Genomic DNA, 26,699 nt, shown 5'->3' on the forward strand with positions numbered 1-26,699 from the left:
CGAGAAAGCGGCAAACCAGTTGCCCAATCCGCCACTTTCATGTTACCTTTTAAAAGACGCATTTTTTGGCGACCTCTTTTGGTCGCTTGTCTATTTTAAGGAGGCCATGACATGGCGTTATTAGATGTTGAAGACCTGAGCATGAGTTTTGCTGATAAAAAGCTTTACGACGATGCCAGTTTTCAACTTAACAAAGGTGAACATATGGGAATTGTCGGCCAAAACGGCGTCGGCAAATCGACCCTAATCAAAATCTTGATTGGCGATGAACTGCCACTGACAGGGGCTATCAAGTGGCAACCACGCATCCACGTGGGCTACTTAGACCAGTATGCCGATATTCCAGAAGGGATGACCCTGATTGATTTCTTGCATACGGCGTTTGATGAACTGTATCAGTTAAATGATCAGATGAACCGCTATTACGCAGATTATGCAGAAACAGCGGATGATAAGCTACTGGAGCGGGCCGGGACGATCCAAGAGCGGTTAGAGGCTGCCAATTTTTATGATCTTGATACGGAGATTGAGCGAATCATCACTGGTTTGGGGCTAGACGATATTGGTCGGGCTCATGAAGTTGCTGAAATGTCGGGTGGTCAACGGTCAAAAGTTATTTTGGCGAAGCTACTGCTACAACACCCGGATGTGATTTTATTAGATGAGCCGACGAACTATTTGGACACTGCTCACATCAATTGGTTGATTGACTATCTGAACGAATTTGATGGTGCGGCCATGATCATTTCCCATGATTATGACTTCTTGGACCAAGTGACAAATTGTATTATTAACGTGGCTTTTGGTAAAATAACAAAGTACCGTGGTAGTTTTAAGTCGGCCATGCGCCAACGGCAAGAGCGTGAAGAAGCGCAACGTCGCGAGTACGAAAAGCAGCAAATTGAAATTGAGAAAAACGAGCGTTTCATTCGGAAATTTAAGGCCGGAACACGATCAGCCCAAGCAAAATCTCGCGAAAAGAAACTAGCGCGGATGGAGCGGGTTGATCCGCCGTCAACGAATGTGCAGGCCCAGTTTAATTTTCCATATGCCGATACTGGGTCGCAAAATGCCTTAGTCGTGGATCAGTTATCCGTGGGATACAACCGGCCACTATTGAAACCGGTGACGTTCTCGGTCAATACGAATCAAAAAGTTGGTTTCGAAGGGTTTAACGGGGTTGGTAAATCAACCTTGATTAAGACTATTTTGGGTTTGATTGACTCAAAGGGCGGTTCCGCCCAGTTTTCGCCGTCGGCTCGCGTGAGTTATTTCAGCCAAGATCTGGTTTGGGATGATGAATCGAAGACGCCGTTGCAGATTATTCAAGAAAAATACGATAAGCTGCCACAGAAAGCCATTCGCACGAAATTGTCTAAGTGTGGGTTGGATTCGGCTAATGCGATGAAGCCAATCGGCCAGCTCTCTGGTGGGGAACAGACGAAAGTGAAGCTCGCCATGATGGAATTTGAGCCAAGCAACTTTTTGATTCTGGACGAACCGACGAACCACTTGGACGACGAAACCAAGCAGGCGCTAAAGGATGCCATCAATGCCTTTCCGGGTAACGCAATTATCGTGAGTCATGAAGTGAGCTTTTATGATGGGCTCGCCGATAAGGTGCTAAACGTTGAAAAACTGAGTTTAAAAGCAGCCAAGTAGTCGAGATTTAGGGGGTCTTCAGATGAAAAAAGAAACCGGAATGATCGCTTTAGCGATATTCGTTGCTGTGGTGTGTGTGCTGGGCATTGGGACCATTGTTCACACGCAGGTAGAGGGCATGCAAACGCAGACAGCCAAGCATGCGACGAAGTCAAAGACGACCAAGAAGCCAACTAAGACGGTCAACATTAACTGGCGTAAGCCTTCGCAAAATAAGCCATACCCGAAGTGGCAAGCGCTGAAAAAGCCATCGCTGTTGGTTTCGACGAAAAACCAGCGGGTAGCCGTTCGTGACGGTCATAAGACGGTGTACATGATGTACGCTTCGACCGGTAAGAACAACACGACGCCCAAGGGTCACTTTCGTATTCAACCCGAGCGGGGAACTTTTTTCTACAACCAAGGGTCACGAGAGGGCGCACGGTACTGGGTATCCTTTAAGGATCACGGCATTTACCTGTTCCATACGGTACCGACCAACGCCAGTGGTCAGTACAATCGTCAGGAGGCCGCTTATCTAGGGAAGAAATCCAACTCTCATGGCTGCGTCCGGTTGAGTGTTCCGGATGCAAAGTGGCTGTATCAAACAGTGCCGGTTGGAACGCCGGTTAATATTTATTAGTGACCCCACAAAAGCGTGTCACGCAACAAAACCCGATTCCGGCGAACTTGTTGGAATCGGGTTTTGTTGTATGATATGGCTGGTTAAGGTAATCCTTGTCGACGGTAACCTGTGGTCTAACGCTCTCTTAAAATCCCCCAGTCATTACCGATTCTTTGAAAACCGGTAATGGCTGGGAGATTTTGGGTTAAGTGCTATTTATTAAACGTACCGTCTTCGACTTGGCGGATGAATGTTGCTAAATGATCATAGTAAACAGGTGCATTATCGATCATATGATGGTGGCCACCTTCAGGCGTCGTCACCAACTTAGCGTTTGGAATTTCGGTAGCCATGCGTTTTGCGGTTGCTAGCGGCATCGTCTCGTGCTCGCCAAAGGTCAACAGAGTTGGCACCTTGATGTCCTTTAAATGGTCTTCGAAGTGCCATTCTTTCAACTTTCCGGTGATAACAAATTCGTTGTCACCCTGGAAGGCATTATAAACAGGAGTGGCCATGGTGCTAATCAGGTGGGAAATGGCAGCAGGCTTTTTGCGGTCGACGTAGTTGTCGTTTAAGACATCCACGTATTCCTGATACTTAGCGTCGTCCCATTCACCGGCTGCTTCACGTTCCTTCATGTAGGCAACGGCATCTGCAGGCAGCAAGTCTTCGCGCACTTGGTTAACATGTTCAACGTATTCTTCGATGTTATCGACCATGCTGGAAATAATGGCCCCTTTCAAGTGGTCACCGTATTTGGCCGCATACATTTGGACCAAAGCGCCACCCCATGACTGACCAATCAGGTAGAAGTTGTCAATACCAAGCTTTTGACGGACTTCTTCTACTTCATCTAAGAAGTAATCATAAGTTAAGTATTTGTCGGCAACGGCCTTATCGCTGTAATCAGGTTGGTCGGAATACCATGAGCCAAGTTGGTCGTACATGTGAACTTGGACGTTTAAGCCTTGCTTTTTAAGTTGTTGGGCCGTGTCTTCCCAGTATTCGTGATTGCCACCGGGGCCACCGTGAAGGGCAAGAAGGTGGATGTCACCTTCGCCTTGAGTGTTAGTCCAGAGGTGATAACCGTTATCAAGCGTTAAAATGGTTGTGCCTTGTTTCATCAAGAATCCCTCATTTCTCTTAAAAATAATTCCTTACTAGTTTATCACTGAATGCCGTCTGTGACCGTAAAAGTTCATTTGGTTAGGATTGGGAGGTCAAGCCGGGTTGTCGCCATATCGATCGTATAGGTAATGGGCTGGTTACCACGGATAGTCATTTCAAAATCCGTCGCGTAAAGGATCAGTCCCAACTGGTGGCCAGCCGGTAAGACGTAATGGGTCGGTTGCAGTGCCAGTTGAACGGTCATTTTTTGCCCCGGAACGATGGGTTGGACCACGTCGGGAGCCTGCCGGTTTTGAAGGTTTAGATGGCCCAACGAAATCAACTGGTAGGGACTTGCGGTTGGTGCAAGTTGGTAGTCGCGTAGCACTTCCTTGCGGTAGTGAAATCCGAGATCCATAGCCTGGCCCGCCAGTGTTGCTGGTAATCGGCCCAGTCGTTTGAAAAGCCCGTAATCAACCAATCGAGCACTCAACAGACCAATTGGTTGAGTGCTGGCCACCGTGACCGTTAACTGAGGCACGCCATCCATGGTAATGGCAGCATTCAGCGGCGCACTTTGAAGCAAGAGTCGGTGCCCCGTTAACGGGGTAATTGTGGGTGTCATCAGGTCGTGCGCCCACTGCGACAGGTTGTGGATGTAGTGGGCGAAGGTCTGGGTCGAAAGCTGATCGTTAAAACGACTTTCGGTTGCGTGAGTTGGCGCTTGCTGGGTTAAAAGGCCATTTTGCCCGTACCAGGTTTGAAGCGGGGTTTCCGGCGCCGCCCAGTCGGTCTGTGGATGCCAAGTCTCAGGTTTGGCATTATCCTGAATCAAAACTGGTGGGAGCAGTTGATCGGCATCATTATCAACGTCGTACAGTTTATAGCTCAGCCAGAGGTTCATCATATCTGTGAAGTCTAATGATCGAAAGTTGTTAATGTAGATGTGAGGGCCCTGGTGTAAAATCAGCTTTTTAGTGACGGGAACGTCACGCAGCGCTTGCCACAAACGTTCGACTTGTCGGGGCTTCACGTTCCAGTCGTTTAGGCCGTGAACCAACACGATATCAGCTTTGATGTGGGCGACGTTTTGGCGGTAGTTCCGGGCATCCCAAAAGGCGTTATAGTTGCCAGTTTCTCGGTCTTGATCGTGGGTTAACCGGTTAAGCTGCGTTCGCCACTTTTCCTGGATTTTGTGGGCTTCACCAGCACGTTGCTGCCGAGAGAACGTTTCAAGGGCCAAAACGTCAGTGTCTTCACCAGGAAAGCCGCCAGGTGCAACGACCAGACCATTTTCACGGTAGTAATCGTACCAGCTGGAGATTGCGGCTTCTGAGATGATGGTTTTAAGGCCGTCGATGCCAGTCGTTGCCGCTGCAGTTGCCAATGTTCCCAGGTAAGAGCGGCCAGTCATTGCAACGTTTCCGGTACTCCAAAAAGCCCGTGTTGGATGGTTGGCTTGCCGGTCGGTAAAGGCTGGGAGGGTCCCGGTGAGCCATTGAATGACCGCGACCGTGGAGATGGTTTCTTGCGGATCCCCGGTGGTTCTTAATCCATCTGAGTCTTTGGTTCCAATCCCTGCGGCGTAGACGACCGCAAAGCCTCGAGCCAAAAAGTAGTCATTTAGGCTGTATTCAAAGCCATTCCCGAGGGTTTCGTTAGCTGGTTCTTCTGGTGCCGTGATGGTCCGAGCGGCAGGCAGTGGGGTTGTTGACGATGACGTCTCAGATATCCCACTGGTGGGCCGCTTTTCGGTGAGCGGCACGTTAACATCGTGCATGAGTCGATCACCTGCCGCGTCATTGGTCCCTTGATTGTAAGGGGATGCGGTGTAGAGAACAGGTACTTTGATGCCGGCTGCAGTCTCACCAGGTCGGGTAATTTCAACTTTTAAGAGGTCACGCTGGCCGTCGCTATCACTGTCTTGAGGGGATTCGACATATACGGCTTCGCGAATAAGGGTCGTCACATCATAGACCGGTTGGGCCTTACCGTTGAAGAACAGCGGTCTTGGGGTGGTTGGATCGTGAACGAGGGGTTCAAAATAACCGCGCGAGGTCAGGTCGTCAAGGTAGGTCTGTCCCATGACGGTATGGGTCACGAGCAATTGGTACCAACCGTGGATGAGGTCAATCGTGGTCAGGTCGTGCGTGAAGCGCGGCAAGTTGACTAAATGATTGATGGCATAAGGATCAGCCAGGTCAAATTGCTCGCCGGGCTCGAAACCAAGTAGTTGTAAATACAAATTAGCGAAAATCGTCGGTGTGATTGTTGCTGGCGCCTCAAGGTCGGCCACGGTCAGTGTTGTCGTTGCCATGAGTCCAGCTCGCCGATTCCGCTTGGTTGCTGCCGATTGGGCTTCTGGAAAGCTCTGGTCAAGTAAGACGATTAAAGCTGCTAACGGCGGTAGCTGGCTAGTTTGGTCATCGATAAAGTGAATCCGTTTAAGCTCCCTCACTTCTGTTTCCAGAGTGGTGGGGGTGATTGCAAATTGATTAAGTCGCATGAGAAACCTCCAATTTTGCGGGTTAAACGTATTATACAACGAGGATTCCAATTGGGTACGGGAAAAGTGGCATGTTATACTAAAAGCGATAAGTTAAAAGGAGGGCCATAGATGGGCTATATTGGTGAAATTGCACTGATTTTATTTGCGACAACGATTGCTGGGGCCCTAAGTCAGCGGGCGTCCATGCCAATTGTGATCGGCCAACTGCTAGTTGGCATTCTGCTTGGACCAGCGGTATTAGGTTGGGTTCGACCCGATAGTTTGCTGCACGCTGGCGCTGAAATTGGCGTCATTATCTTGATGTTTATCGCAGGACTCGAAAGCGACTTGCAGTTACTGAAAAAATATTTCCGACCTGCAATCAGTGTGGCAACGCTAGGTGTCATTTTGCCAATGGTAGTCTTTTACATCTATGGCGAAGTGATGCACCAAGGGTTTGAACGCTCGCTATTCTGGGGCGTCGTCTTTTCAGCGACCTCCGTTTCAATTAGCGTCGAGGTGTTGCGAGAATTTGGCCGGCTCAATTCCAAGGAGGGCGCTACCGTTCTAGGAGCGGCTGTCGTTGATGATATTTTGGCCGTGCTGATTTTGAGTGTGTTTGTTAGCATGTTTGGAAATGTCACTGGTGGGCAAGATTCTTCGATGCCGTTATGGCAAAGTCTCCTGCTGCAAGTGGCCTACTTTGTCATGGTCTACCTGATTATTCGCTGGTTAGCACCGCACTTTATTCGCCTATTTGAACGGCTTCCAGTGCCGCAAGCGACGTCAATTATGTCACTCGTGCTGTGTATGGGAATGGCTTATTTGGCCGATTTAACAGGATTAAGTGCCGTTATCGGGGCCTTTTTTGCCGGTATTGCGATTGCCCAAACGCCAGCGCATAAGGAAGTGACGTCGACAATCAGCCCGATTGGGTATGCTTTCTTTGTGCCAATTTTCTTCGTCAGCGTTGGGCTTGATATGCGCTTAGATCACCTGTTAACGAACCTCTTACTCATTATTGGACTGACCATTGCGGCCCTCCTGACTAAGTTGATTGGTGGCGGTCTTGGTGCGAGATTCCTCGGGTTTAATCTGAAGAGTTCTTACGTGGTCGGGGCGGGGATGATTTCCCGCGGAGAGATGGCGCTAATTATTGCTCAGATTGGCTATGAGGCGCACTTATTAGCACCTGAGTTATATTCAGAAATTATCATCGTTATTGTGTTATCAACGGTATTAGCACCATTAATGCTGAAGCACGCAATTTCATTATTACCTAGTCCAAAAGCGGCTCGCAACGATGACTAGTCACTAGTTAGGATGAATGTTTCCTAGTTGGCCACGACATCAAAAAAACGGGAACCCGGTTCATTCACCGGATTCCTGTTTTTTTGCGTTAGGTAAAAAGCTCAGGCTTTGTTAGATGTGAACAACGCTTTAAAAAGCAAGCCAAAGGCAATTATTGAGCCTATTAAGAGAACGATAAACGCGTGTTGCGTTCCGGTAGCTGTTGCAATAACGGTACCCGAGGCTTTTAAAGAGGTTTGGCTGAGGGCCACAAGCGTCGAAACAATCGCAGTCCCGGTTGCCCCGGCAAACTGTTGAATGGTGTTCATAACGGCATTTCCATCGGCTTGAGCAGCAGGCGAAAGTTGTTTTAAACCATTTGTCATCGTATTGCCAAAACCCAGACCAGCGCCGAACATCAAAACGGCGTACAGACCGGCAATGGCAAATACGGACAGATTCTGAGCGAAGATGGCAAATCCAGAAAGGGCAACCATGTACAGGATAGTTGAGGCCATAATCGGGCGTTTTGCGCCGAATCGGTCTAAGAGTCGGCCGCCGAAGGGTGCCATAACGGCCCCGAGTGCAGGACCAGGCAAGACAGTAAGCCCTGCTTGGAAAGCACTTTGATGGTTGACCAGCTGGATATAATTAGGCAGTAAAAAGGACATCCCAATCGTGATGAATTGAAGTAGGAAAAACGCAACGAGGTGCAATAAGAATGTCGAATTATTGAGACTTTCCATGTGAATAATGGGGTTTTCAATGTGGAGTGAGCGGAAAACGAGAAAGACCAAAGCGGCCAGACCAACCACGATTGGCCCTAGGACGCGAGGACTTAGCCAGCCGGCTTCACTTAGTTGGTTAAATCCTAAGATGAGGCCGGTAAAACCGGCTGCTACGCTCAGTAGACTGAGCCAGTCTAAAGCTGACCGTTGTACTGTGCTGACCTGTTTAATCGTGGTAATTCCCATAATGAGCGAAATTAAAATGAGGGGAATGAGTGTGACGAAAATGTAACGCCAGCCGACGCTAGCCACAACAAGGCCACCAAAGGTTGGTCCAATGGCAGGGGCAACCGCCGTAATCAACGTCCCAATTCCCATCATTTGACCGATTTTAGAAAGGGGGACCTGTTCCAAAATGATGTTAAACATGAGTGGCAACGCAATACCGGTCCCAAATCCCTGAATTAACCGACCAGCTAACAGAATCGGAAATGTGGGGGCAAAGACATCGATGATGAGGCCTGCCAAGAACAGTAGATTAGCGATAATAAACAGCGTTTTCGTGCGGAAGTTGCGCTTCAAGGTCGCTGATATTGGCACGATGATTGCGACAACTAGCAGGTAACTAGTTGTCATCCACTGAACGGTACTAGTTGTAACATGCATATCGGTCATTAGCGTTGGAAACGTGATGTTCATAGCCGTTTCTACAATGACGCCACTGAAGGACATCAGACCAGCAGCCAAAATAGCTAAGATCAAATTAAGTGAGATTTTTGTGCTTCGAGTTGTTGTCATAATACCTCCTGAATATGTTAGCTAACTAACATAATTATCTTACGCTGATTAGCGGTCAATGGCAAAAAAAACTGCGGAATTTTTTCCGCAGTTTTTCACGAGTATAATTAGTCAACGTTGTTTGGGTCATTCAATCGGCTGTGACGCATCCCATAACCGAAGTAGAGGATTAGGCCGAAGCCAAACCAGATAATTGAAGCAATCCAGGTTTCAGCCGGTAATTGGGTCAACATAGCAAGACACAAAATGGCTGAAATAATCGGTAGTACCGGGTAAAAAGGCACTTCAAAGCCTTGGTTATTTTCAATCTCCTTATTGTGACGGAGGGGAATAATCCCAACTGAAACAGCTAAAAAGGCAATCAGAGTCCCAATATTAACCAAGTTGGTCAGTTGATCGAGCGGGACAAATCCCCCTAAAATCGCAATAACAATGGTAATGGTCACCAGGCTGTGAATGGGGTTACCATTTTTATCTAATTTACCAAGAAACTTTGGTAATAAACCGTCACGACCAATGGAATAGATGAGTCGCGAGGAACTGTAGATCATGGTGACCATCATGGTGAACATACCTGCCAGTGCGCCGAGGGCGATGATGCCAGCTGCCCAGTTTTGGTGCACAACTTGAAGGGCAAATGAAACCGGGTCAGCCACGTTTAAGTTGGTGTAACGAATCATCCCAGTCAAAACAATTGAAACGCCGACGTAGAGAATCGTTGCGATGATCAAGGTCCCAATAATCCCAATTGGCATGTTGCGCTTGGGGTTTTTGACCTCAGCTGCGGAACTGGAGACGGCGTCAAAACCTAAGTAAGCGAAAAAGACGGCGGCAGATCCAGCAAACACGCCTTTCATCCCGAACGGCATGAAAGGGTGCCAGTTCGTTGGTTTGACGTAAAAAGCACCAACGATGATGAATAAAATAATGATGGCAATTTTAACGACCACGATAATGTTGTTCAAACGAACAGATGCTTTCATGCCACGACTTAACATGAAGGAAATAAATAATACGATGATAATGGCAATCCAGTTTCCATATGAGCCGTGAGCCGGGTCTAACGGACCGACAATTGAGGCGGGAATGTTGACATGAAAGCCGGTCATAAAGGACTTAAAGTAGGCCCCCCAGGCGGTTGAAACGGCCGCCACAGCTAACACGTATTCCAAAATCAGTGCCCAACCTAAAATCCAGCCGATGATTTCACCAAACACTAAGTTACCATAGGAATAGGCACTTCCGGCAACCGGAATCGCTGAGGCAAATTCGGCGTAACACATCGCGGCAAATGAACAGACGACGGCCGCAAAAACAAAGGATAAAATAGTACCGGGGCCGGCTTTAGTTGCCGCGACAGTTCCGGGTAAAATGAAGATCCCAGTTCCAATGACGGCTCCAATCCCAAGTGCAATCAAATCAAACGCTGACATGGTTTTGGCAAACTTTTTGTCAGTTTCCAAGTAGCGGTCAATCTTCTCACGACGAAAAATACGTGATCCAAGTGACATAGTAGTTCCTCCAAAATATGAGATAATGAATAGAATGTTAGATTAATTTTAACTGTATTAAGGGCGTAAATCAATCATAATTCGTTTTGTGACCGCTTTCTTGATGATATTTGACGTGCACATTAGTGTGAGAATGTTAAAATATGTAGAAACACAAGTTGTAGGAGGCAGTTAAATGGTAACTGAAGTAGCGAGTGGCGCTGTTGTTTACCGAGTTGTGGCAGATCAGCCCGAGTATTTACTATTAAAAAGTGCAACCAGTGATTTCTGGGGATTTCCGAAGGGCCACGTTGAGGGAACGGAGACGTTAGTAGCAACCGCCGAACGTGAGATTCGGGAGGAAACTAAGCTGACGGTCACCATAGATGAACAGTACCACGATGAACTGAACTACGATATGGCAAACGGTCACCATAAAACCGTGCATCTGTTTGTGAGTCAAGTACCAGCCACCGTCAACATTGATAAGCAAGATGAAGAAATTGCAAACTTTGGGTGGTTTAAGACTGCTGAGGCCGTCGATCGGTTAACTTACGACAATTTGAAAGCAGCATTGGCGCGAGCTGATCTGTACATTCGGCGGCAAATCAACAATCATGACTAACCGAGGGGGAACCACGATGCAGCGAGTGATTGTCATAACGGGCGCGACAGGGACTGGTAAGACAACCGTCAGTCAATATTTAAGGGACCGCTATCAGGTACCACGAATTATTACGCACACGACCCGACCAAAAAGACCGGGTGAGCGTGATCGCGTGGACTACTACTTTGAGACTAAGGAAAGCTTTTCCCACAACCATTTTTTGGAATCCGTGACCTATTCCGGCTATCAATATGGATCGTCTTATGAAGGCTTGGAACGGGCGTTTCAAACGGCACCCATTGTTTCCATTGTTCTAGATACCAAAGGTGCCCTGACCTACGTCCGCGAACTGGGGGATCAAGCGCTGGTCCTTTTCTTGACTGTGAGTCAGACCGGTGTCTTAAAGGATCGCATTGAGCGACGGGGGGACCAGCTTGCCATGATTGAAGCGCGGATTCAAAGTGATGAATACCGCCGTGATCTGCAGCTGCCGACTGAACTCGACGGTGCCGCAACAGTCATCCAAAATGATGATTGGGAGCAAACAAAAGGGCGCCTTGGCTCATTAATGGCTGATCTAACGCGGGTAAAAGAGGGCTAACCTCTCCGGTTGCGTTTGGGGTAGAATATGTTACACTTACTTAGATAGTAATTGTTATTATTTACTGAACTTAGAGGTGACAACAATGCAACAAACATTAACCCAAGCACTAGATTTTTTAAAAAAGAATCATTTAAAAGTAACCAAACAACGTAAGGCGCTTTTAACCTATCTGCTAGACCACCAAGACCAATACCACGACGTGACATTGGTCGACGAGTATATGCGTCAGGAATTTCCCGGTATGAGTCATAACACCATCTACCGTAATATTCGTGAGTTTGAAGAAGCCGGCATGGTGGAGCAACAAATGAATGGCGATCAGGCACGGGTGAAGTACCAGTGTGATTTTGCTCATATGCACCATCATCATTTTATTTGTCAAAACTGTGGGCGAGTGACTGAATTAGAAGAATGTCCACTAGATGTGTTTCAAGAACAGTTACCAGGTTATCAAATCGATGGTCACCGCGTTGAACTATACGGTTTGTGCCCGGACTGTCAAAAAGCGGCAACCGCATAGGGATTTGGGACAAACCTTAGTGAAATATTAAGGTTTGTTTTATTGTTTCTTGACAAGTTTTTGAGATACTAGATTCACGACTTAGTGAGGGAGGATAACAACATGGCTTACCGGACACCACCATTTATTACACCATTTGCAATCGTGTCGGTTGCGCTTGCACTAGGCGCCACCAACGTGGTGGTTAATACGGCGACACACTCAAATGAAGGGGCGCCGAAAACGGCTGTTTCGTCGAGTCTAGTTGAATCCGTTGATTCGACAGGCCTAAGCTCAAAGTTTAGTAAGTCCAGCGATGACGACAGTGAGTCGGATTCAAGTGACTCAGAGTCCAAAAAAGCGTCCTCGAAATCCTCTGGAGAGGAAACCGAAACGAGTGAAGCTAATAGCACTCAGACTTCTGAGGCTAAAACCACTAACAATAAGAAGAAAACGACAAATAACGGTAAAAACCAGTCAGTAAATGACGAATCGGGTAACGAGTCGGAGTCGTCAACCCCAACCAATCAGCAACGAACGTCCTCTGGTGCGACGGGGGCGGGTAATCAAGAAAACCAAACTAATGATCAGACAACGACTGATGATGGTCAAACGACCAATCAACAAGTGACAAGGTAGGAGGAATTAGCTTGTTTAGTCTCTTAGATATGGTCAATCATTATCTGGGGTACGTCAACTTGAATGTGAAGTTGAAAAACCGGATCTATACAATTTTGGGCGTTCCAGGGGTGGCCTATCTCCTATACGTTGGAATTCGTTACCTCCAAAACGGATTTCATTTGCGGGGTGGCTTGATTTTACTGGCCTCAATCGTCTTGGCTTACTTTTTAGTGATGAATATTTTTTATTATTTTACAAGCAAGCAACCACCATTTGATATTTCGCCGAAAATTGAAAAATTACTTGGCGTGCCGCTGGGTACGGATCCAGCGGCGGAGGCGAAGGCGGCCGAGACCCAGCAAAATCCCATGGGCATTCGCAATGTGCCAGCGAACGGGTATTTTGATGAAAAGAAGGTGCTTCCTGGGAAGGTGAGCGTTTCGGCCGTCCAACAGGAAAATATTAACCGACTTGTCACCAAGATGATGAGTCTGAACCTAGTCAAGCCAAATTATGGTGGGCTGTCATCACGTCAGATTGCGACCCAACTCAAGACGGACACCAAGCCAGTTTGGGCGATTGGCTTGGGGGTTTCAGTGCCGTACTTTGAACTACAACGCCAATCGGGTCAGCTGATTGTGCTAGCGGGTATTAACCAAGCTGATAAAGCACCGGTTGGTCGAATCACGACGGTCGGCCTGCAACCCATTAGCCAGGTGGCTGATCAGGTGAAGCTATACCTCGCCAATGCGATTTTAGTGGGGGGGCCTCACATGGCAATGGGCCGAAATGCACCGATCGAACAAGATGCGCCCTATGCGATCCGGGTCCAGTTAGCTTATGAACGGACAACGTCATAATCAAAACCAAAGCGTCAAATGATTTCATAGTGAAATCATTTGACGCTTTTTATATGAAATGCCATGAAATTCTCATTTTAGGCTGAATATTCAATGTAAAAGTGAATATTCTTTCGGTCAATAAAAGTTTTTTTCAACGCCGGAAACGATTGCTATTCATCATTTTTGTCTCAATTTTAGGCTGATATTAAGCGCTTCTTGGCGATTAATATTTTGACCGAACTTAATTTTTGGTATAGAATTTATATTGAGTGTAGATTAAAAGTGAATGAAAACACCCTAGCGAGGGGTGGGGACTGTGCGTTTGGCTCACTCATATCTGTACAAACACGCTGATGTGTCGGGCTTTCGACATGTTAATTTGAAAAGGCGGAGGGAAACAGCTATGTCAATGATTGAATTTCACGACGTTGAAAAGTATTACGGTGATTTTCATGCTTTGCATGATATTAACTTAACCATTGATTCTGGTGAAACGGTCGTTTTAATTGGCCCATCAGGTTCTGGTAAGTCAACGTTGATTCGGACCATTAATGGATTGGAAACAATCCAACAGGGGCAGTTGATCGTTAATGGTCAGGACTTGGCTAATAAGAAGACGGACATGAACCGGATTCGCAAGAACGTGGGGATGGTCTTCCAACACTTTAACCTGTATGCGAATAAGTCCATTCTTGAAAACATTATGCTGGCACCACGGTTAGTGTTGCACCGACCAGAAGATGAAAACAAAAAGATTGCGATGGATTTGCTCGACCAAGTTGGCTTAGCTGATCAGGCACCAAAATTACCAGAACAACTTTCAGGGGGTCAACAGCAACGGATTGCCATTGCGCGCTCCCTTGCGATGCGACCAAAAGCACTTTTATTTGACGAACCAACAAGTGCCCTTGATCCTGAAATGATTGACGATGTGTTGAACGTTATGAAAGATATCGCTCGTGATTCCGATATGACAATGTTAGTTGTGACCCACGAAATGGGCTTCGCTCGAGAAGTGGCTAACCGGGTCGTCTTCATGGCTGACGGTCAAATTTTGGAAGACGATAGCAAGGAGAAGTTCTTTGACGGCCAACCAAGTAATGAACGGGCCCGTCAATTCTTGAGCAAGATTATTACGCACTAACCAGTAAAGGGGACTAAGAGTATGAAGAAAGTTATCCGAACAATCGGTTTACTCATCTCTAGTTTCGCGGTGCTGTTGTTGCTTGCCTCATGTGGGACACCACTTTCAAAGCAAAACGTGGTGACTCGAGCGGAGGAGACCAACACACTGACCTGGGGTGTGAAAGCTGATACGAAATTATTTGGGTTGATGGATGTTAAGGATGGCCAAATCAAAGGGTTCGAAGTGGATTTAGCCAAGGCTTTAACAAAGCAAATTTTGGGACCAAAGGGCAAAGCTCAATTTGTCCAAGTGACAAGTTCGACGCGGATGCCGTTACTCCAAAACGGGAATATTGACGCAATCATTGCAACGATGACCATCACGCCAGAGCGGGCGAAGCAGGTTGATTTCTCCCGGTCTTACTTTGACGCCGGTCAGTCATTGCTGGTTAAGAACGGCAGCCCGATTCACAACATTAAGGATCTGAATCACAGTGGCCGAACTGTTCTTGGTGTGGTTGGTTCTAACTCCGTTCAAAACGTGGCAAAGGCGGCACCAAAAGCACGTGTGTTACAACTATCTGACTACGCTCAAGCCATGACGGCTTTGAAGTCTGGCCAAGGGGACGCTTTGACGACTGATAACGGGATTCTTTACGGGATGGCTGTTGAAAACCCAGGCTATTCGGTAGTTGGTGGAACGTTTACGAAGGAACCGTATGGGATCGCAACGCGAAAGGGTCAGGGTGATTTTCAAAAGAAGATCGCTAAAGCTCTGACTGAAGTTGAAAAGAGCGGGCAATACAACAAGTTGTTAGCTAAGTGGTTCTCAAACGTTCCCGGATTTAACTATAAGGAGATGGAACGATGACAACAATTTTCGCTCATTATGGTAGTGAATTGCTTCAAGGATTCGGTCAAACGCTGCTATGTAGTGTCATCTCACTTTTCTTTAGTTTGATCATCGGATCGATGTTTGCAATTTTTGAAACCACACCGATCAAGTTCTTGCGAGTGATTGCTCGAATTTACATTGAAATTTTCCGAAACATTCCATTATTGGTTATCACCATGTTTTTCTACGTAGTTATTCCGTTGTACTTATTCAAGATCGATGGATTTACTGCCGGAACAATTGGGTTGACGATTTACACGAGTGCCTTTATTGCTGAAACCGTTCGGGCTGGGATTAACTCAGTGGATCCAGGACAAATGGAAGGCTCCCGGGCTAATGGGTTGTCATGGTGGCAATCAATGCGCTACATCGTGTTACCGCAAGCCTTTCGGTACGTGATTCCACCACTGGGTAACCAGTTTATTAACCTGGTTAAAAACTCGTCAGTGCTGGCCTTCGTTGCCGGTTTTGACTTGATGTATCAAGGCAACGTCATTGCCTCGGATTCGTTAAGTACAATGAGTACTTACGTTTGCGTTGGGCTGTTGTACTTGATCATCACGTTACCATTAAGTTACTGGATGAGATATCTTGAAAAGAGACTAGCCTAAGGGAGGGACTTTCATGCAATCATTTATCGATGCGTACTCATGGCTCAACATGCGCTACCTGATTGAAGGGCTTGGAGTTACCGTGCTTGTGTCAGTCGCTTCCATTATTGGTAGTTACGTGATTGGTGCAATTTTAGGGATTATTCGCTATGTTAACATTCGATTTTTATCGCCACTGGTTGGGTTATTCATTGATATCATTCGAAACCTACCGTTGCTGTTGATTATCTTCTTCACCTATTTTGGGTTGCCCAACTTAGGGTTACGGCCCAGTTCCATTTGGGCGACAATCATCGCCATGGTGATTTTTGAATCAACCATGCTGGCCGAAATTGTCCGGTCCGGGATTCAAGCCGTGCCGAAGGGCCAAATGGAAGGTGCCCGGGCTTCTGGGTTATCATACTGGCAAGCAATGTGGCATATTATTTTGCCACAGGCCATGAAAAAGATGATTCCAGCGATTGTGAGTCAGTTTATTTCATTGATTAAAGATACGTCACTGGCCACAATTATCGTGTTGCCAGACTTGATGCACAATGCCCAGATTATTTACGGGCAAAATACGAACTACATCTTGCCGATGTTCTTGATGTTGGCCATCATGTACTTCATTGTGTGCTACATTCTGTCTGTGATTTCACGCCGGCTTGAAAAGCGCTTGGGATCAACCAGAAAACAAGCAGCATAAACCAGCAAATTAAAAAACGGTGAACTTGTGAATTTGACAAGTTCGCCGTTTTTTGTTGGCTCTAAACTCAATTATTGGCTGAATCACGGTCTTCAACGAGGTAGTCGCTGAACCGGTGAAAATCAATGGTGGTGACTTCAGCTTTGATCAAAGTTCCAGTTGCTTCATACTCCGTTGCAAGCACTGACGCGTGGTCGTTTAAATAAGACACAACATCACCTTTGTCAAACGGCACGAGGAACGTGGCCGTCACATAGTCTTTGAACACTTTTTCCTTGATGACGTCAACGAGGAGGTTGATGGAAGCCTCATCATTGGCCGAAATAATCAAATCGTCGCCAGTTCGGAACGGATAATCCGTCTCCGTTAGATCGGCCTTGTTGAAGACGGTGACCATGGGGAGGTCAGGCACGCCAATTTCGTGCAACGTGTCCATCGTAGTGGTCATCATGTCATCCCGGTTATCACTGGAATAGTCGACGACCTGAACAAGCAAATCGGCGTTAGCGGCTTCATACAACGTAGATTTGAAGGCTTCTACCAGAGTGGTTGGTAGTTTTGAAACAAACCCAACGGTGTCACTTAACAGGAGTTTCTTAGCGTCGTCAAACTGAAGCTGACGAACACTGGTATCAAGAGTGGCAAATAACATGTTTTTCACCATCACCTGTTTATCTTCATTAACACCGAACCGCTTAATCAACGCGTTCATAATCGTGGACTTGCCGGCGTTCGTATAGCCAATTAGGGCCACGTTCGGGAGTTGGACCCGTTCGCGCTGTTGACGCTTAGTTTCGGCCGCCTTGTTGACATCTTTTAATTCGTGCCTAATGTGGTTGATTTGCCGTTGCAAGACCCGGCGGTTTAATTCCCGTTGGCCTTCACCAGCTCCACGGTTGGTGAAGCCACCACCCGCACTGGTCCCGGTTTGTTGGTCCAGCCGTTGGGAAGCCGCTGTGTGTAGACGTGGCATTTGGTACTGCAACGATGCCAGCTCGACTTGGAGCTTGGCCTCGCGACTCTGCGCCCGATTGGAGAAAATTGCCAAAATCAAACCCGTTCGATCCATAACGGGCACTTTAACCACAGCCTCAAGGTTTCGAATCTGGCTGGGGGTCAGCTCGTCGTTAGCAACCACCATGGTGGCGCCGGTGTCCAGTACAATGGTGGCGAGCTCGTCGACCTTGCCACTACCGAAGTAGGTGGCCGCTACAGGCCGGTTTAGGTTTTGGGTGACGGTTTCCACAACGGCCAAAGCATTAGCTTCACACAAAGCGTCTAGTTCTGCCATGGAATAGTCATAGTCCGTTTCGCCTGTGTTCAGTCCAATGGTAATCACAGGTTCCGTTTCGATTTCTGCCAAAGTGGTACCTCCTTAGTTTTCTCTTAGTATGAGTATAACACGCCACCGTTGATTACATGTGAATCATCATTGTAGAGTTCATGCATCATAACGAAAAAATATTCACAAGAACCGTACTGCTTGCTCAAATAAAGTGTGTCCAATTGAATAAAATGATAAAATATGGTTGATTTTAATAAAGCTCTAATATAGAATGGACGTTGTACTTAAATAGCGTACATACTGTGTCGTAAAAAACACGAAGAGGGGTTGAAAGGGTATGAAGTTAAGTTCTAGTTTAAAGTTGGGCGCCGTTGCTATTGCCTCGGTAGCGTTATTAGCTGCATGTGGCTCTAATAGCAGCAACAGCGGGTCTAACAAGCAGGTGTTGAATTGGGTGGAAACGGCCAACTTACCGACGATGGATCCGTCAAAGTCGGTTGATAATGTCAGTGCTCGGACGTTAAATAACGTCGATGAAGGGCTATTGAAAACGGGAAGTGGCAATAAAGTCCGGCCGGCAATGGCGAAAAGCTATAGCATTTCTAAAGACGGCTTAACATGGACTTTTAATCTTCGTAAATCAAAATGGAGTAACGGTGACCCCGTAACAGCTCAAGACTTTGTTTACGGTTGGCAACGGACTGCTAAGCCAAGTACGGCATCTCAGTACGCTTATCTTCTAGATCACGTTCAAAATTTTGATGCCGTCAACAAGGGGAAAATGGCCCCGTCAAAATTGGGAATTAAGGCTGAGGGTGATGATAAGGTTGTTGTGACGTTATCGAAGCCGCAAAGTTACTTTAAATACATCGTTGGGATGTCAGCTGCTTATCCACAAAACAAAAAGGTTGTCGAAAAGTATGGGAATAAGTTTGCTGCCAACGCCCAGAGTGCTGTCTACAATGGTCCGTTTAAGTTAACAGGCTGGACCGGAACAAATAACAAGTGGACGCTTGTTAAGAACAATCAGTACTGGGATAAGAAGAACGTGAAGTTGTCAAAAATTAACTTCCAGGTGATCAACGACCAACAAACTTGGTTAAGTCAATACCAGAGTGGTAAAGCTGATGAAATTATTCTGGATGGTACTCAGTTCAAGAACTTTAAGAACTCAAAAGAATTGAACAAACGCGAATTGGCTTCAACGTTCTACTTAGATTTGAACCAACAAAAGCAGGCAATTTTTAAGAACCAAAAAGCGCGTCGTGCCATTTCAATGGCTATTAACAAAGAAGACTTCTCTAAGAATGTCTTAGCAGATGGCGCTACGGCACCTAAAGGACTTGTTTCAACAGGTTTGGCTAGCCGTGACGGAAAAGACTTTGCGGATCAGGCATACGTTAAAGCGGGCACCGAATATAATTTAGCCCAAGCTAAAAAGTTGTGGTCGCAGGCCTTAAAAGCAACTGGCAAGTCAAGCATGACCTTGAACCTTGTTACGGATGACACGCCGGCTGGTAAGAAGGCAAGTGACTATGTTCAAAACGCTTTGTCTAAGTTGCCGGGTCTCAAAATTGAGGCGAACAACGTCCCATTCAACGTTCGATTAACGCGGTCAACTAAGGGTCAATTTGACGTCTTAGTGGATGGTTGGATTGCCGACTACCCAGACCCAATTTCGTTTAGTTCGCTGCTGACATCAACGAACTCATATAACTATGGTCACTGGAAGAACAGTCAGTACGACACGTTAGTTAAAAACGCAGAAGGTAAAGATGCAAATGACACAGGTAAGCGTTGGAATGATTTAGTTGATGCTGAAAAGATTTTGATGCAAGATCAAGGAATTGTGCCACTGTATCAAAAAGCACAGCCACAATTATTGAAGTCTAAGGTCAAGGGTGTTGAGTACTTTACTACTGGTGCTCAGTTTGACTTCAGTCACGCCTACATCAAGTAACCTAACGAATTGTGAAACGGGGATTGCACAGGCAGTCCTTGTTTTGCGTCAAGGCGGTTACTTGAATCTGACAAGTAGCTGGTAGAAAAGAGAGGTAAGAGTCATGGCGAAGTATTTAGGTAAACGAATTTTTTACCTGCTATTAACGTTATTTATCGTCATCACCATCACGTTTTTCCTGATGAAACTCCTGCCGGGGACGCCGTTGACTAACGAGCAGAAGTTGTCGCCGGAACAACGGGAACTCATTTTGAAGCAGTATGGGTTAACGAAGCCGGTATGGCAACAATATCTGATTTACGTCGCCGGCATCTTCCACGGCAACTTTGGGACGTCCTTCCAGTTTAGTGATCAAGCGGTCTCATACTTGATTTCAAGTCGGATTGGACCATCACTGTTATTGGGGTTGCAAGCGATGATTGTGGGTGTTATTCCTGGGATTTTATTTGGCGCACTTGGTGCCATTAAGAAAAACACTTGGGTCGATACGGGGACAACCATTGTGTCGATTCTTGGGATCTCCATTCCTAGTTTCGTGTTAGCCGTGTTGCTGCAGTACTACGTCGGATTAAAGTTGGGCTGGTTCCCCATCGCTGATTGGGGCGGCTTCGCCTACACGGTATTGCCAACGTTAGCGCTAGCCGCGTCGCCGTTCGCCGATACCGCCCGGTTTATTCGAACCGAAATGGTGGATGTGCTGAATTCAGATTATATCGAATTGGCGACAGCTAAGGGGTTATCACGGATGCAGGTGATTTTCCACCACGCGTTACGGAACAGTTTGATTCCCGTGGTGACCATCATTGGCCCGTTGGCGGTTAACATCATGACCGGATCTATGGTGATTGAAAACATCTTCTCCGTTCCCGGGATTGGGGAGCAATTCGTCAAGTCCATTTTGACGAATGACTACCCGACCATCATGGCTGTGACGATCGTCTACTCCGTCATGTTGATGGTCGTATTGTTGATTACCGATATTATCTATGGCGTGATTGACCCACGGATTCGACTGACAGGCAAGAGTAATTAATGGAGGCAAGACACATGGCAGACGAAGTCAAATTGACTGCGAAGAGTTTTGAACCGTTAGACCGGTCCAAGAACCTCGACAGTGAAAAAATTTCAGCGCCAAATCTGACGTTCATGCAAGATGCATGGCGCCGGCTGAAAAAGAATAAGAGTGCCGTCATTGCGATGGTGATTTTGATTCTCTTTTTCATCATGGCAATTCTTTCGTTTTTCCCGAGTGTGTTGCCGCATCAACCAAATGCGATTAACACCCAGTATGCGAACTTACCGCCAAAGTGGCCGGGAGTTGACATTAATGGGGTTAACGGCACACTCGTTCAAGGTGGCAGTCGAATTAACGCGTACGCCCAAGCTGGGGCGGCCAGCAACGTGCACTTTTGGTTGGGGACCGACTACTTAGGCCGGGACCTGCTTTCCCGGATTCTGACCGGGACGCGAATTTCACTGACCGTTGCGGTGGTGGCGACCCTAGTTGACCTGTTATTCGGTGTCACTTACGGGATGTTTTCCGGCTGGAAAGGCGGGCGGGTAGATAACTTCATGCAACGGCTGATTGAAATTATCATGTCAATTCCCACCCTCGTTATCGTGGTGTTATTGATGTTGATTTTGAAGCCCGGTATGTGGTCCATTATCCTGACCATTGCCTTTTCAAGCTGGACGACGATGGCCCGGCTAACTCGGGCGCAAACGCTAGAATTAAAGGAACAGGAATATATTTTAGCGGCGCGAACCCTGGGCGAAAGTCCGATTAAGATTGCGTTCAAGCACTTGTTGCCGAACCTATCAAGTATCATTATCATTCAAACGATGTTCACGATTCCAAGCGCCATTTTCTTTGAAGCCTTCCTGTCATTTGTCGGGATTGGGATTCCGAACCCAACGGCTTCGCTTGGGACCTTGTTGAACGACGGGCAAAAGAACTTCCAGTTCCTGCCATATCAAATGTGGTATCCCGCAATTGTGTTATCCATTATCATGATTGCCTTTAACGTATTTGCTGACGGGCTCCGGGACGCCTTTGACCCACAAACGAAAGAGTAGGTGACTGGCGTGCAAAGTAATGAATCAATTTTAAAGGTCCGAGACCTCAAAATTAACTTTAAGACGTATGCCGGCACCGTCCAAGCCATCCGCGACGTGAGCTTTGACCTCAAAAAGGGCGAGACACTCGCGATTGTAGGTGAATCCGGATCCGGTAAAACGGTCACGACTCGTTCAATTATGGGATTGTTGGCCAACAATGCGTCAGTGGCCGGTGGGTCCATTATGTTTCATGACAAGGACATTTTAAAAATGTCGCAAAAAGAACTTCAAGGTTTGCGCGGTGCCCAAATTGCGCAAATCTTCCAAGATCCCATGACTTCGCTTGATCCGACGATGAAGATTGGTCGCCAAATAGCAGAGCCGCTCATGGTTCATAAAAATATGAGTAAATCTAAGGCCCTGGCCCAAGCACTAGAAATGATGAAGTTGGTTGGCATTACGGATGCTGAACACCGAATCAATGATTATCCGCACCAGTTCTCGGGCGGGATGCGGCAACGGATTGTGATTGCGATTGCGTTGATCAACTATCCGGAAATCCTGATTGCGGACGAACCGACAACTGCTTTGGACGTGACGATTCAAGCTCAAATTTTGAATCTGATGCGGGAACTACAAGAAAAGATCTCAACGTCCATTATTTTTATTACCCATGACCTCGGCGTTGTGGCGGGAATGGCCGATCGGGTCGCCGTGATGTACGCTGGGAAAATTGTTGAATACGGGACGGTTGATGAAATTTTCTATAACCCGAAGCACCCGTATACTTGGGGTCTGCTGAGTTCAATGCCGACCCTCGACACAAACGGTGCCGAGTTACCGTCCATTGAGGGAACGCCGCCAGATCTGCTGGACCCACCCGTTGGCGATGCGTTTGCGCCGCGTAATGAGTATGCGTTAAATATTGATACGGAACAAGAACCGCCGTTCTTTAAGGTTTCTGATACCCACTATGCGGCCACCTGGTTACTTCATCCGGATGCGCCTAAAGTGACACCACCGGAACAGATTATCGCGCGGCAACAGCAGTATGCCAAAATGCAGCAAGAACTTGCTGAACAGGCTCGGGAACACCATGTTGAAGAAGAGGAGGAGCAGCCATAATGGAGGACCAAAACGCTAAAAAAGTATTGGAAGTCAGCCATTTAAAGCAATACTTTAACGTCGGTAAAAAAGACGAAGTTAAAGCGGTTGATGACATCTCTTTTGATATTTACGAAGGTGAGACCTTTGGCCTGGTCGGGGAGTCTGGCTCTGGTAAGACGACGGTTGGTCGGGCAATTATCCATCTGTATCACCCAACCGACGGGTCGATTAAGTTTAACGGTGACGAAGTGGTCGGAATGAAGGATAAGGCCAAGCTCCAGTCGCTCCGCCAAAATATGCAGATGATTTTTCAAGACCCGTATGCGTCGCTTAATCCACGGATGAAAGTCCGTGACATTATCGCTGAGGGGATTGATATTAACCATTTGGCAAAGTCCAAAGAAGAACGGGAAAAGATGGTAGCCGATTTATTGGACACCGTTGGGTTAAACCGCGACCATGCGAGTCGTTACCCTCACGAATTCTCGGGTGGGCAACGCCAACGAATTGGCATTGCCCGCGCGTTAGCGGTAGAGCCTGAGTTCATCATTGCTGACGAACCCATTTCCGCCTTGGACGTGTCCATCCAAGCTCAGGTTGTCAACTTGCTTAAGCAGTTGCAACGTGAACGTCATTTGACGTACCTGTTCATCGCGCATGATTTGTCGATGGTCAAGTATATTTCGGACCGGATTGGTGTGTTGCACTATGGCCGGATGCTGGAAATTGGCGATGCGGACGAAGTGTACAATCATCCATTGCATGATTACACACGGAGCCTGCTATCCGCGGTTCCGGCGCCAGATCCTGAGTACGAACGGACGCGAACGCAACTTGCCTATGACCCAAAGTACGAAGACGGCTCAAAAGACCGGGAACTCGTGGAAATTGCCCCGAGACACTGGGTTCAAGCTAGCCAAGATGAAATTGAAATGTACCAAAAACGCGCGCAAGAGCAGGGGTTGCCCCTGGTTTAGCGCTGTATTAAAAAGCCGACTACTGAAAATCAGTGGTCGGCTTTTTGAGTGGCGGGTGATTAAAGTGTGTCGGCAACGTTGTTATAGTAGTCAACTTGAATGTGGCCATCCGTGACCGTTAACTTGGTAACGGAACCGTTTATGGCGGACACAGCAACGTCGATATCCCGGTTGTATTTTGCCACGATACTGCGAATCGTGGTGCCGTGAGTGGCCACCAGGACGTTATCCCCGTCTTGGTGGGTGGCGATAAGACGATCAATCCCAGGTTGAACCCGAGCCCAAAACGTGGCGTTGTCTTCTGCGTCGCCATACGGATCAGCAGCTGCAATGAGGTCCTTGGAGCCTTCGATGGTCTTGGCCCGAATGATGTCGTTAAAGGTCCGTAGCCCAAGCGGCCCGCCTATCATGTGCCAGGCTTGGACGTCATCGTTGCCTTCAAAGTAACCGAAGTTTTCTTCGTGGAAGGCGGGTTCGATAACCGCCTTGGTTGCGGTCCCAGTGTTTGCGGCAAGAATGTAGCGGGCAGTGTCTTGCGCCCGGCTGGTGTTGCTGGCGTAGGCGTGGGTAAAGGCGACGTTGGCAAGCCGAGCGCCGGCGTGCTTGGCATCGGCAATGCCCTTTTCGGTTAGTGGCGAATCACTAATGCCTTGAATTCGGAAGTATTTGTTCAAATAGGTCTGGCCGTGACGCACCAGATAAACGTTAAATTGAGTCATGGTATCGCTCCTTAAAGTCATTACAACTAGTGTATCACAGGCATTAGTTCAACATGCCCAGTTCTTGCCGAATTCGTGGGGCCTCTTGCTTGGTGCTGGTAAAGATGATGCGGTCGTTTAACTTCAATGGGGTGCCGCCAGTCGGTCGAATAAAGCGGCCTTCGCGGTAGATTTGTGCAATGGTGATGTCGTCAATAAACGGCAAATTCCGGAGTTGAATGTCGGCGTATTTTCGGTTGTGAAGGGCGACTTCGTAAACGGCAGAGTCCGTTGAGGTTAACAGTTCAATGGTCGATGGTGACTGAATGAGGCCCCGGAGCATGCTGATGTTAACGTCTGGGGTGCTGTAGACCTCCACGCCCATGTCGCTGAGGACATCGCGCCGGTCGTCTAGAATGTTGGTGTCCTCAAACCGGGCAATCACCCGGGGCACGCCGTATTGTTTGGCGGCCTTGGCTAGGCGGTAGTTTTCCTTGGTGTTACTTTGGCCCAACACGATGATGTTAGTGTCGAAAACACCTTGTTCAACTAAGTCATTGGGATTCAAATTCTCAAGCAGTTGGACGTCAACTTCGCTATTGAAGGCTCGGTAATTGGGTTGGCGGTCCGTGTACATCTTGATTTCATACCACCCTTTTGCCAGTTGTTGGGCAACGGGGACGGTGAGCAGGTTGGTGCCGATAAAATGCACGCGCGTTTTCTTCATATCTTCGGCCTCAGCAGAGTAGCGCTTATTAAAGAGCAGTGGGCCCACCACACAGGTGATGATGGCGGCAAGCAGGAAGGCGCCGGACTGTTGGGTCGTAATTTTGTGAAGATGCTTTGCCACTTGGAGAACGGCCAAGACAACGGTCAGCGTTGTTGTGGTCATCGCTGTGCCAGCAAAGGCGTTACCTGTTTTGAATCGCAATTTGAGGACTGGAAAAACCGCTAGTTTAGCAACAAAATAAGCGATTAAAAAGACCGGAATTAGAATCAGCGTGGCTGGGTCAGCCAGCAAGGTTCGAAGGTTTAATCCGACACCGCTCATAATGAAGAAAATCGGGATAAAGAACCCGTATCCGATGGAATCCAACCGGACCTTGGTTTCTTCGTGCGGTTGGAGGAGTTTGACCACGATCCCGGCAAGAAAGGCGCCCAGAATTCCTTCTGCACCGACTGATTTTGCGATTGTGACCATGGTGACGATTAGGAAAAACGAGAGTCGGACGTCTAACTGCGTCGTGGATTTGTTGATCTGATCGAAAAATCTGAAGAAGGCTTTGAACCGCCAAAACAGTAGGGCCGCAGCCAACAGTATAATCAACAGTAGCCATAACGACTTAGAATCGGGGCTGTAAGCTGACGCGTAGAAGGTCAGACCCATCATTGGGACCACTTCACCGAGGGCAGAAATGAGGAGCACCGTTTGACCGAAAGGCTTACTGAGCAGTTCTTTTTCTTTTAGGGCCGCGATGACAATCCCCAGCGAAATGGTCATGAAAATGATGCTAGCGAGCCATACGTCGTTGAAAAGGTGAAGTGCGCGGAGACTAAATCCTAGGAGAATGGACAATCCCACGATGGTGGCGTAACTCATAAAAGCCAGTTGAACGGCCGAGTATTTGGGCGTGCTGACCGCTTCTTTTTGTTCAAGTGGTGATAGGTCTCGTGGTCGCTTGGTAAACAGACTGAAGTCAATTTCCAAACCGCTTAAAAACAGTAAGACAATGACGCCGACGTCTTTAAGTAGGTCCAAAGTGGTGCTTTCAGAAATGAGGTTAAACACGCTGGGACCCAGGACAACACCAACGATGATTTCAACCACCGCGGTTGGCAATAAGGTCAGCTTAAACCGGGCCATGGCCAGCGGGATGATGAGGGCGGCTAATAAGATAATGACTAATGATAATTGATCCATAAAAAGTACCTCGAATCATTGACAGGATAACTGT

General features: G+C 47.4%; 24 protein-coding genes. 17 read left to right on the plus strand and 7 right to left on the minus strand.

Annotated elements, in window-relative coordinates; all coding sequences use genetic code 11:
• Window positions 1–111: 111 nt before the first annotated feature.
• The gene (locus FC96_RS03310) at window positions 112–1,662 is read left to right on the plus strand and encodes an ABC-F family ATP-binding cassette domain-containing protein (RefSeq protein ID WP_054659278.1); all 1,551 of its coding nucleotides are present in this window, start codon (window positions 112–114) and stop codon (window positions 1,660–1,662) included.
• A 22-nt stretch (window positions 1,663–1,684) separates the two neighbouring features.
• Window positions 1,685–2,284, plus strand: coding sequence for a L,D-transpeptidase (locus FC96_RS03315; RefSeq protein ID WP_056942005.1), 600 nt, complete (start codon window positions 1,685–1,687; stop codon window positions 2,282–2,284).
• Window positions 2,285–2,478: 194 nt separating this feature from the next.
• Here FC96_RS03315 and FC96_RS03320 read toward each other — a convergent pair whose 3' ends face one another.
• Window positions 2,479–3,390 (minus strand): proline-specific peptidase family protein, encoded by a 912-nt coding sequence (locus FC96_RS03320; RefSeq protein WP_054659282.1) that lies wholly within the window; start codon window positions 3,388–3,390, stop codon window positions 2,479–2,481.
• 74 nt (window positions 3,391–3,464) lie between these two features.
• On the minus strand, window positions 3,465–5,879 hold the full coding sequence (locus tag FC96_RS03325) for a Xaa-Pro dipeptidyl-peptidase (protein WP_056942006.1): 2,415 nt from the start codon (window positions 5,877–5,879) through the stop codon (window positions 3,465–3,467).
• A gap of 111 nt (window positions 5,880–5,990) precedes the next feature.
• Here FC96_RS03325 and FC96_RS03330 point away from each other — a divergent pair, with 111 nt between their 5' ends.
• Window positions 5,991–7,172, plus strand: a complete 1,182-nt coding sequence (locus tag FC96_RS03330) for a cation:proton antiporter (RefSeq protein WP_056942007.1) — start codon at window positions 5,991–5,993, stop codon at window positions 7,170–7,172.
• A gap of 101 nt (window positions 7,173–7,273) precedes the next feature.
• On the opposite strand, the gene FC96_RS03335 is transcribed toward FC96_RS03330, so the two are convergent.
• The gene (locus FC96_RS03335; RefSeq protein ID WP_056942008.1) at window positions 7,274–8,677 is read right to left on the minus strand and encodes a DHA2 family efflux MFS transporter permease subunit; all 1,404 of its coding nucleotides are present in this window, start codon (window positions 8,675–8,677) and stop codon (window positions 7,274–7,276) included.
• A gap of 107 nt (window positions 8,678–8,784) precedes the next feature.
• Entirely contained in the window at window positions 8,785–10,188 is a 1,404-nt protein-coding gene (locus FC96_RS03340) for an amino acid permease (protein ID WP_054659284.1), read from the minus strand.
• Between the two features lie 175 nt (window positions 10,189–10,363).
• Here FC96_RS03340 and FC96_RS03345 point away from each other — a divergent pair, with 175 nt between their 5' ends.
• The 9 genes from FC96_RS03345 to FC96_RS03385 all read left to right on the plus strand — a co-directional run bounded on the left by FC96_RS03345 (window position 10,364) and on the right by FC96_RS03385 (window position 16,659).
• A complete protein-coding gene (locus FC96_RS03345) occupies window positions 10,364–10,792 on the plus strand; it encodes a bis(5'-nucleosyl)-tetraphosphatase (protein WP_054659286.1) in 429 nt (142 codons plus the stop codon).
• Between the two features lie 16 nt (window positions 10,793–10,808).
• Entirely contained in the window at window positions 10,809–11,375 is a 567-nt protein-coding gene (locus tag FC96_RS03350; RefSeq protein ID WP_056942009.1) for a nucleoside/nucleotide kinase family protein, read from the plus strand.
• An 85-nt stretch (window positions 11,376–11,460) separates the two neighbouring features.
• Window positions 11,461–11,898, plus strand: coding sequence for a Fur family transcriptional regulator (locus FC96_RS03355; RefSeq protein WP_056942010.1), 438 nt, complete (start codon window positions 11,461–11,463; stop codon window positions 11,896–11,898).
• Window positions 11,899–12,000: 102 nt separating this feature from the next.
• Window positions 12,001–12,516 (plus strand): hypothetical protein, encoded by a 516-nt coding sequence (locus FC96_RS03360; RefSeq protein ID WP_056942011.1) that lies wholly within the window; start codon window positions 12,001–12,003, stop codon window positions 12,514–12,516.
• Window positions 12,517–12,527: 11 nt separating this feature from the next.
• Complete coding sequence (locus tag FC96_RS03365; RefSeq protein ID WP_056942012.1) at window positions 12,528–13,358, plus strand: DUF6681 family protein; 831 nt, start codon at window positions 12,528–12,530, stop codon at window positions 13,356–13,358.
• A 385-nt stretch (window positions 13,359–13,743) separates the two neighbouring features.
• Window positions 13,744–14,484, plus strand: a complete 741-nt coding sequence (locus FC96_RS03370) for an amino acid ABC transporter ATP-binding protein (protein WP_054659292.1) — start codon at window positions 13,744–13,746, stop codon at window positions 14,482–14,484.
• A 21-nt stretch (window positions 14,485–14,505) separates the two neighbouring features.
• On the plus strand, window positions 14,506–15,336 hold the full coding sequence (locus FC96_RS03375; protein WP_056942013.1) for a transporter substrate-binding domain-containing protein: 831 nt from the start codon (window positions 14,506–14,508) through the stop codon (window positions 15,334–15,336).
• The gene (locus FC96_RS03380) at window positions 15,333–15,971 is read left to right on the plus strand and encodes an amino acid ABC transporter permease (protein ID WP_054659293.1); all 639 of its coding nucleotides are present in this window, start codon (window positions 15,333–15,335) and stop codon (window positions 15,969–15,971) included. Before FC96_RS03375 ends, FC96_RS03380 begins: the two co-directional genes overlap by 4 nt.
• Window positions 15,972–15,984: 13 nt before the next feature.
• Entirely contained in the window at window positions 15,985–16,659 is a 675-nt protein-coding gene (locus FC96_RS03385) for an amino acid ABC transporter permease (RefSeq protein WP_054659295.1), read from the plus strand.
• Between the two features lie 67 nt (window positions 16,660–16,726).
• On the opposite strand, the gene hflX is transcribed toward FC96_RS03385, so the two are convergent.
• Complete coding sequence (gene hflX / locus FC96_RS03390) at window positions 16,727–18,022, minus strand: GTPase HflX (protein ID WP_056942014.1); 1,296 nt, start codon at window positions 18,020–18,022, stop codon at window positions 16,727–16,729.
• A gap of 259 nt (window positions 18,023–18,281) precedes the next feature.
• On the opposite strand from hflX, the gene FC96_RS03395 reads away from it, so the two are divergent.
• The 5 genes from FC96_RS03395 (at window position 18,282) to FC96_RS03415 (ending at window position 24,046) form a co-directional block, all read left to right on the plus strand.
• Window positions 18,282–19,904, plus strand: a complete 1,623-nt coding sequence (locus FC96_RS03395; protein WP_056942015.1) for a peptide ABC transporter substrate-binding protein — start codon at window positions 18,282–18,284, stop codon at window positions 19,902–19,904.
• A 103-nt stretch (window positions 19,905–20,007) separates the two neighbouring features.
• On the plus strand, window positions 20,008–20,937 hold the full coding sequence (gene opp3b, locus FC96_RS03400; protein ID WP_056942016.1) for an oligopeptide ABC transporter permease: 930 nt from the start codon (window positions 20,008–20,010) through the stop codon (window positions 20,935–20,937).
• A gap of 14 nt (window positions 20,938–20,951) precedes the next feature.
• Complete coding sequence (locus tag FC96_RS03405) at window positions 20,952–21,980, plus strand: ABC transporter permease (protein ID WP_056942017.1); 1,029 nt, start codon at window positions 20,952–20,954, stop codon at window positions 21,978–21,980.
• A 9-nt stretch (window positions 21,981–21,989) separates the two neighbouring features.
• Window positions 21,990–23,087, plus strand: coding sequence for an ABC transporter ATP-binding protein (locus tag FC96_RS03410; RefSeq protein WP_056942168.1), 1,098 nt, complete (start codon window positions 21,990–21,992; stop codon window positions 23,085–23,087).
• Window positions 23,087–24,046: an ABC transporter ATP-binding protein gene (locus FC96_RS03415; RefSeq protein ID WP_056942018.1), complete on the plus strand. Its 960-nt coding sequence runs from the start codon at window positions 23,087–23,089 to the stop codon at window positions 24,044–24,046. The genes FC96_RS03410 and FC96_RS03415 overlap by 1 nt, the downstream gene beginning before the upstream one ends.
• Before the next feature lie 59 nt (window positions 24,047–24,105).
• Here the strand turns inward: FC96_RS03415 and FC96_RS03420 are convergent, their stop codons facing one another.
• Both FC96_RS03420 and FC96_RS03425 read right to left on the minus strand, forming a co-directional pair.
• Window positions 24,106–24,765 (minus strand): histidine phosphatase family protein, encoded by a 660-nt coding sequence (locus FC96_RS03420; RefSeq protein ID WP_054659299.1) that lies wholly within the window; start codon window positions 24,763–24,765, stop codon window positions 24,106–24,108.
• Window positions 24,766–24,808: 43 nt separating this feature from the next.
• On the minus strand, window positions 24,809–26,665 hold the full coding sequence (locus FC96_RS03425) for a cation:proton antiporter family protein (RefSeq protein ID WP_056942019.1): 1,857 nt from the start codon (window positions 26,663–26,665) through the stop codon (window positions 24,809–24,811).
• Between the last annotated feature and the right edge of the window lie 34 nt (window positions 26,666–26,699).

The sequence above is a fragment of the Secundilactobacillus kimchicus JCM 15530 genome (genome assembly GCF_001433995.1).
GTDB classification, from domain to species: Bacteria; Bacillota; Bacilli; order Lactobacillales; family Lactobacillaceae; genus Secundilactobacillus; species Secundilactobacillus kimchicus.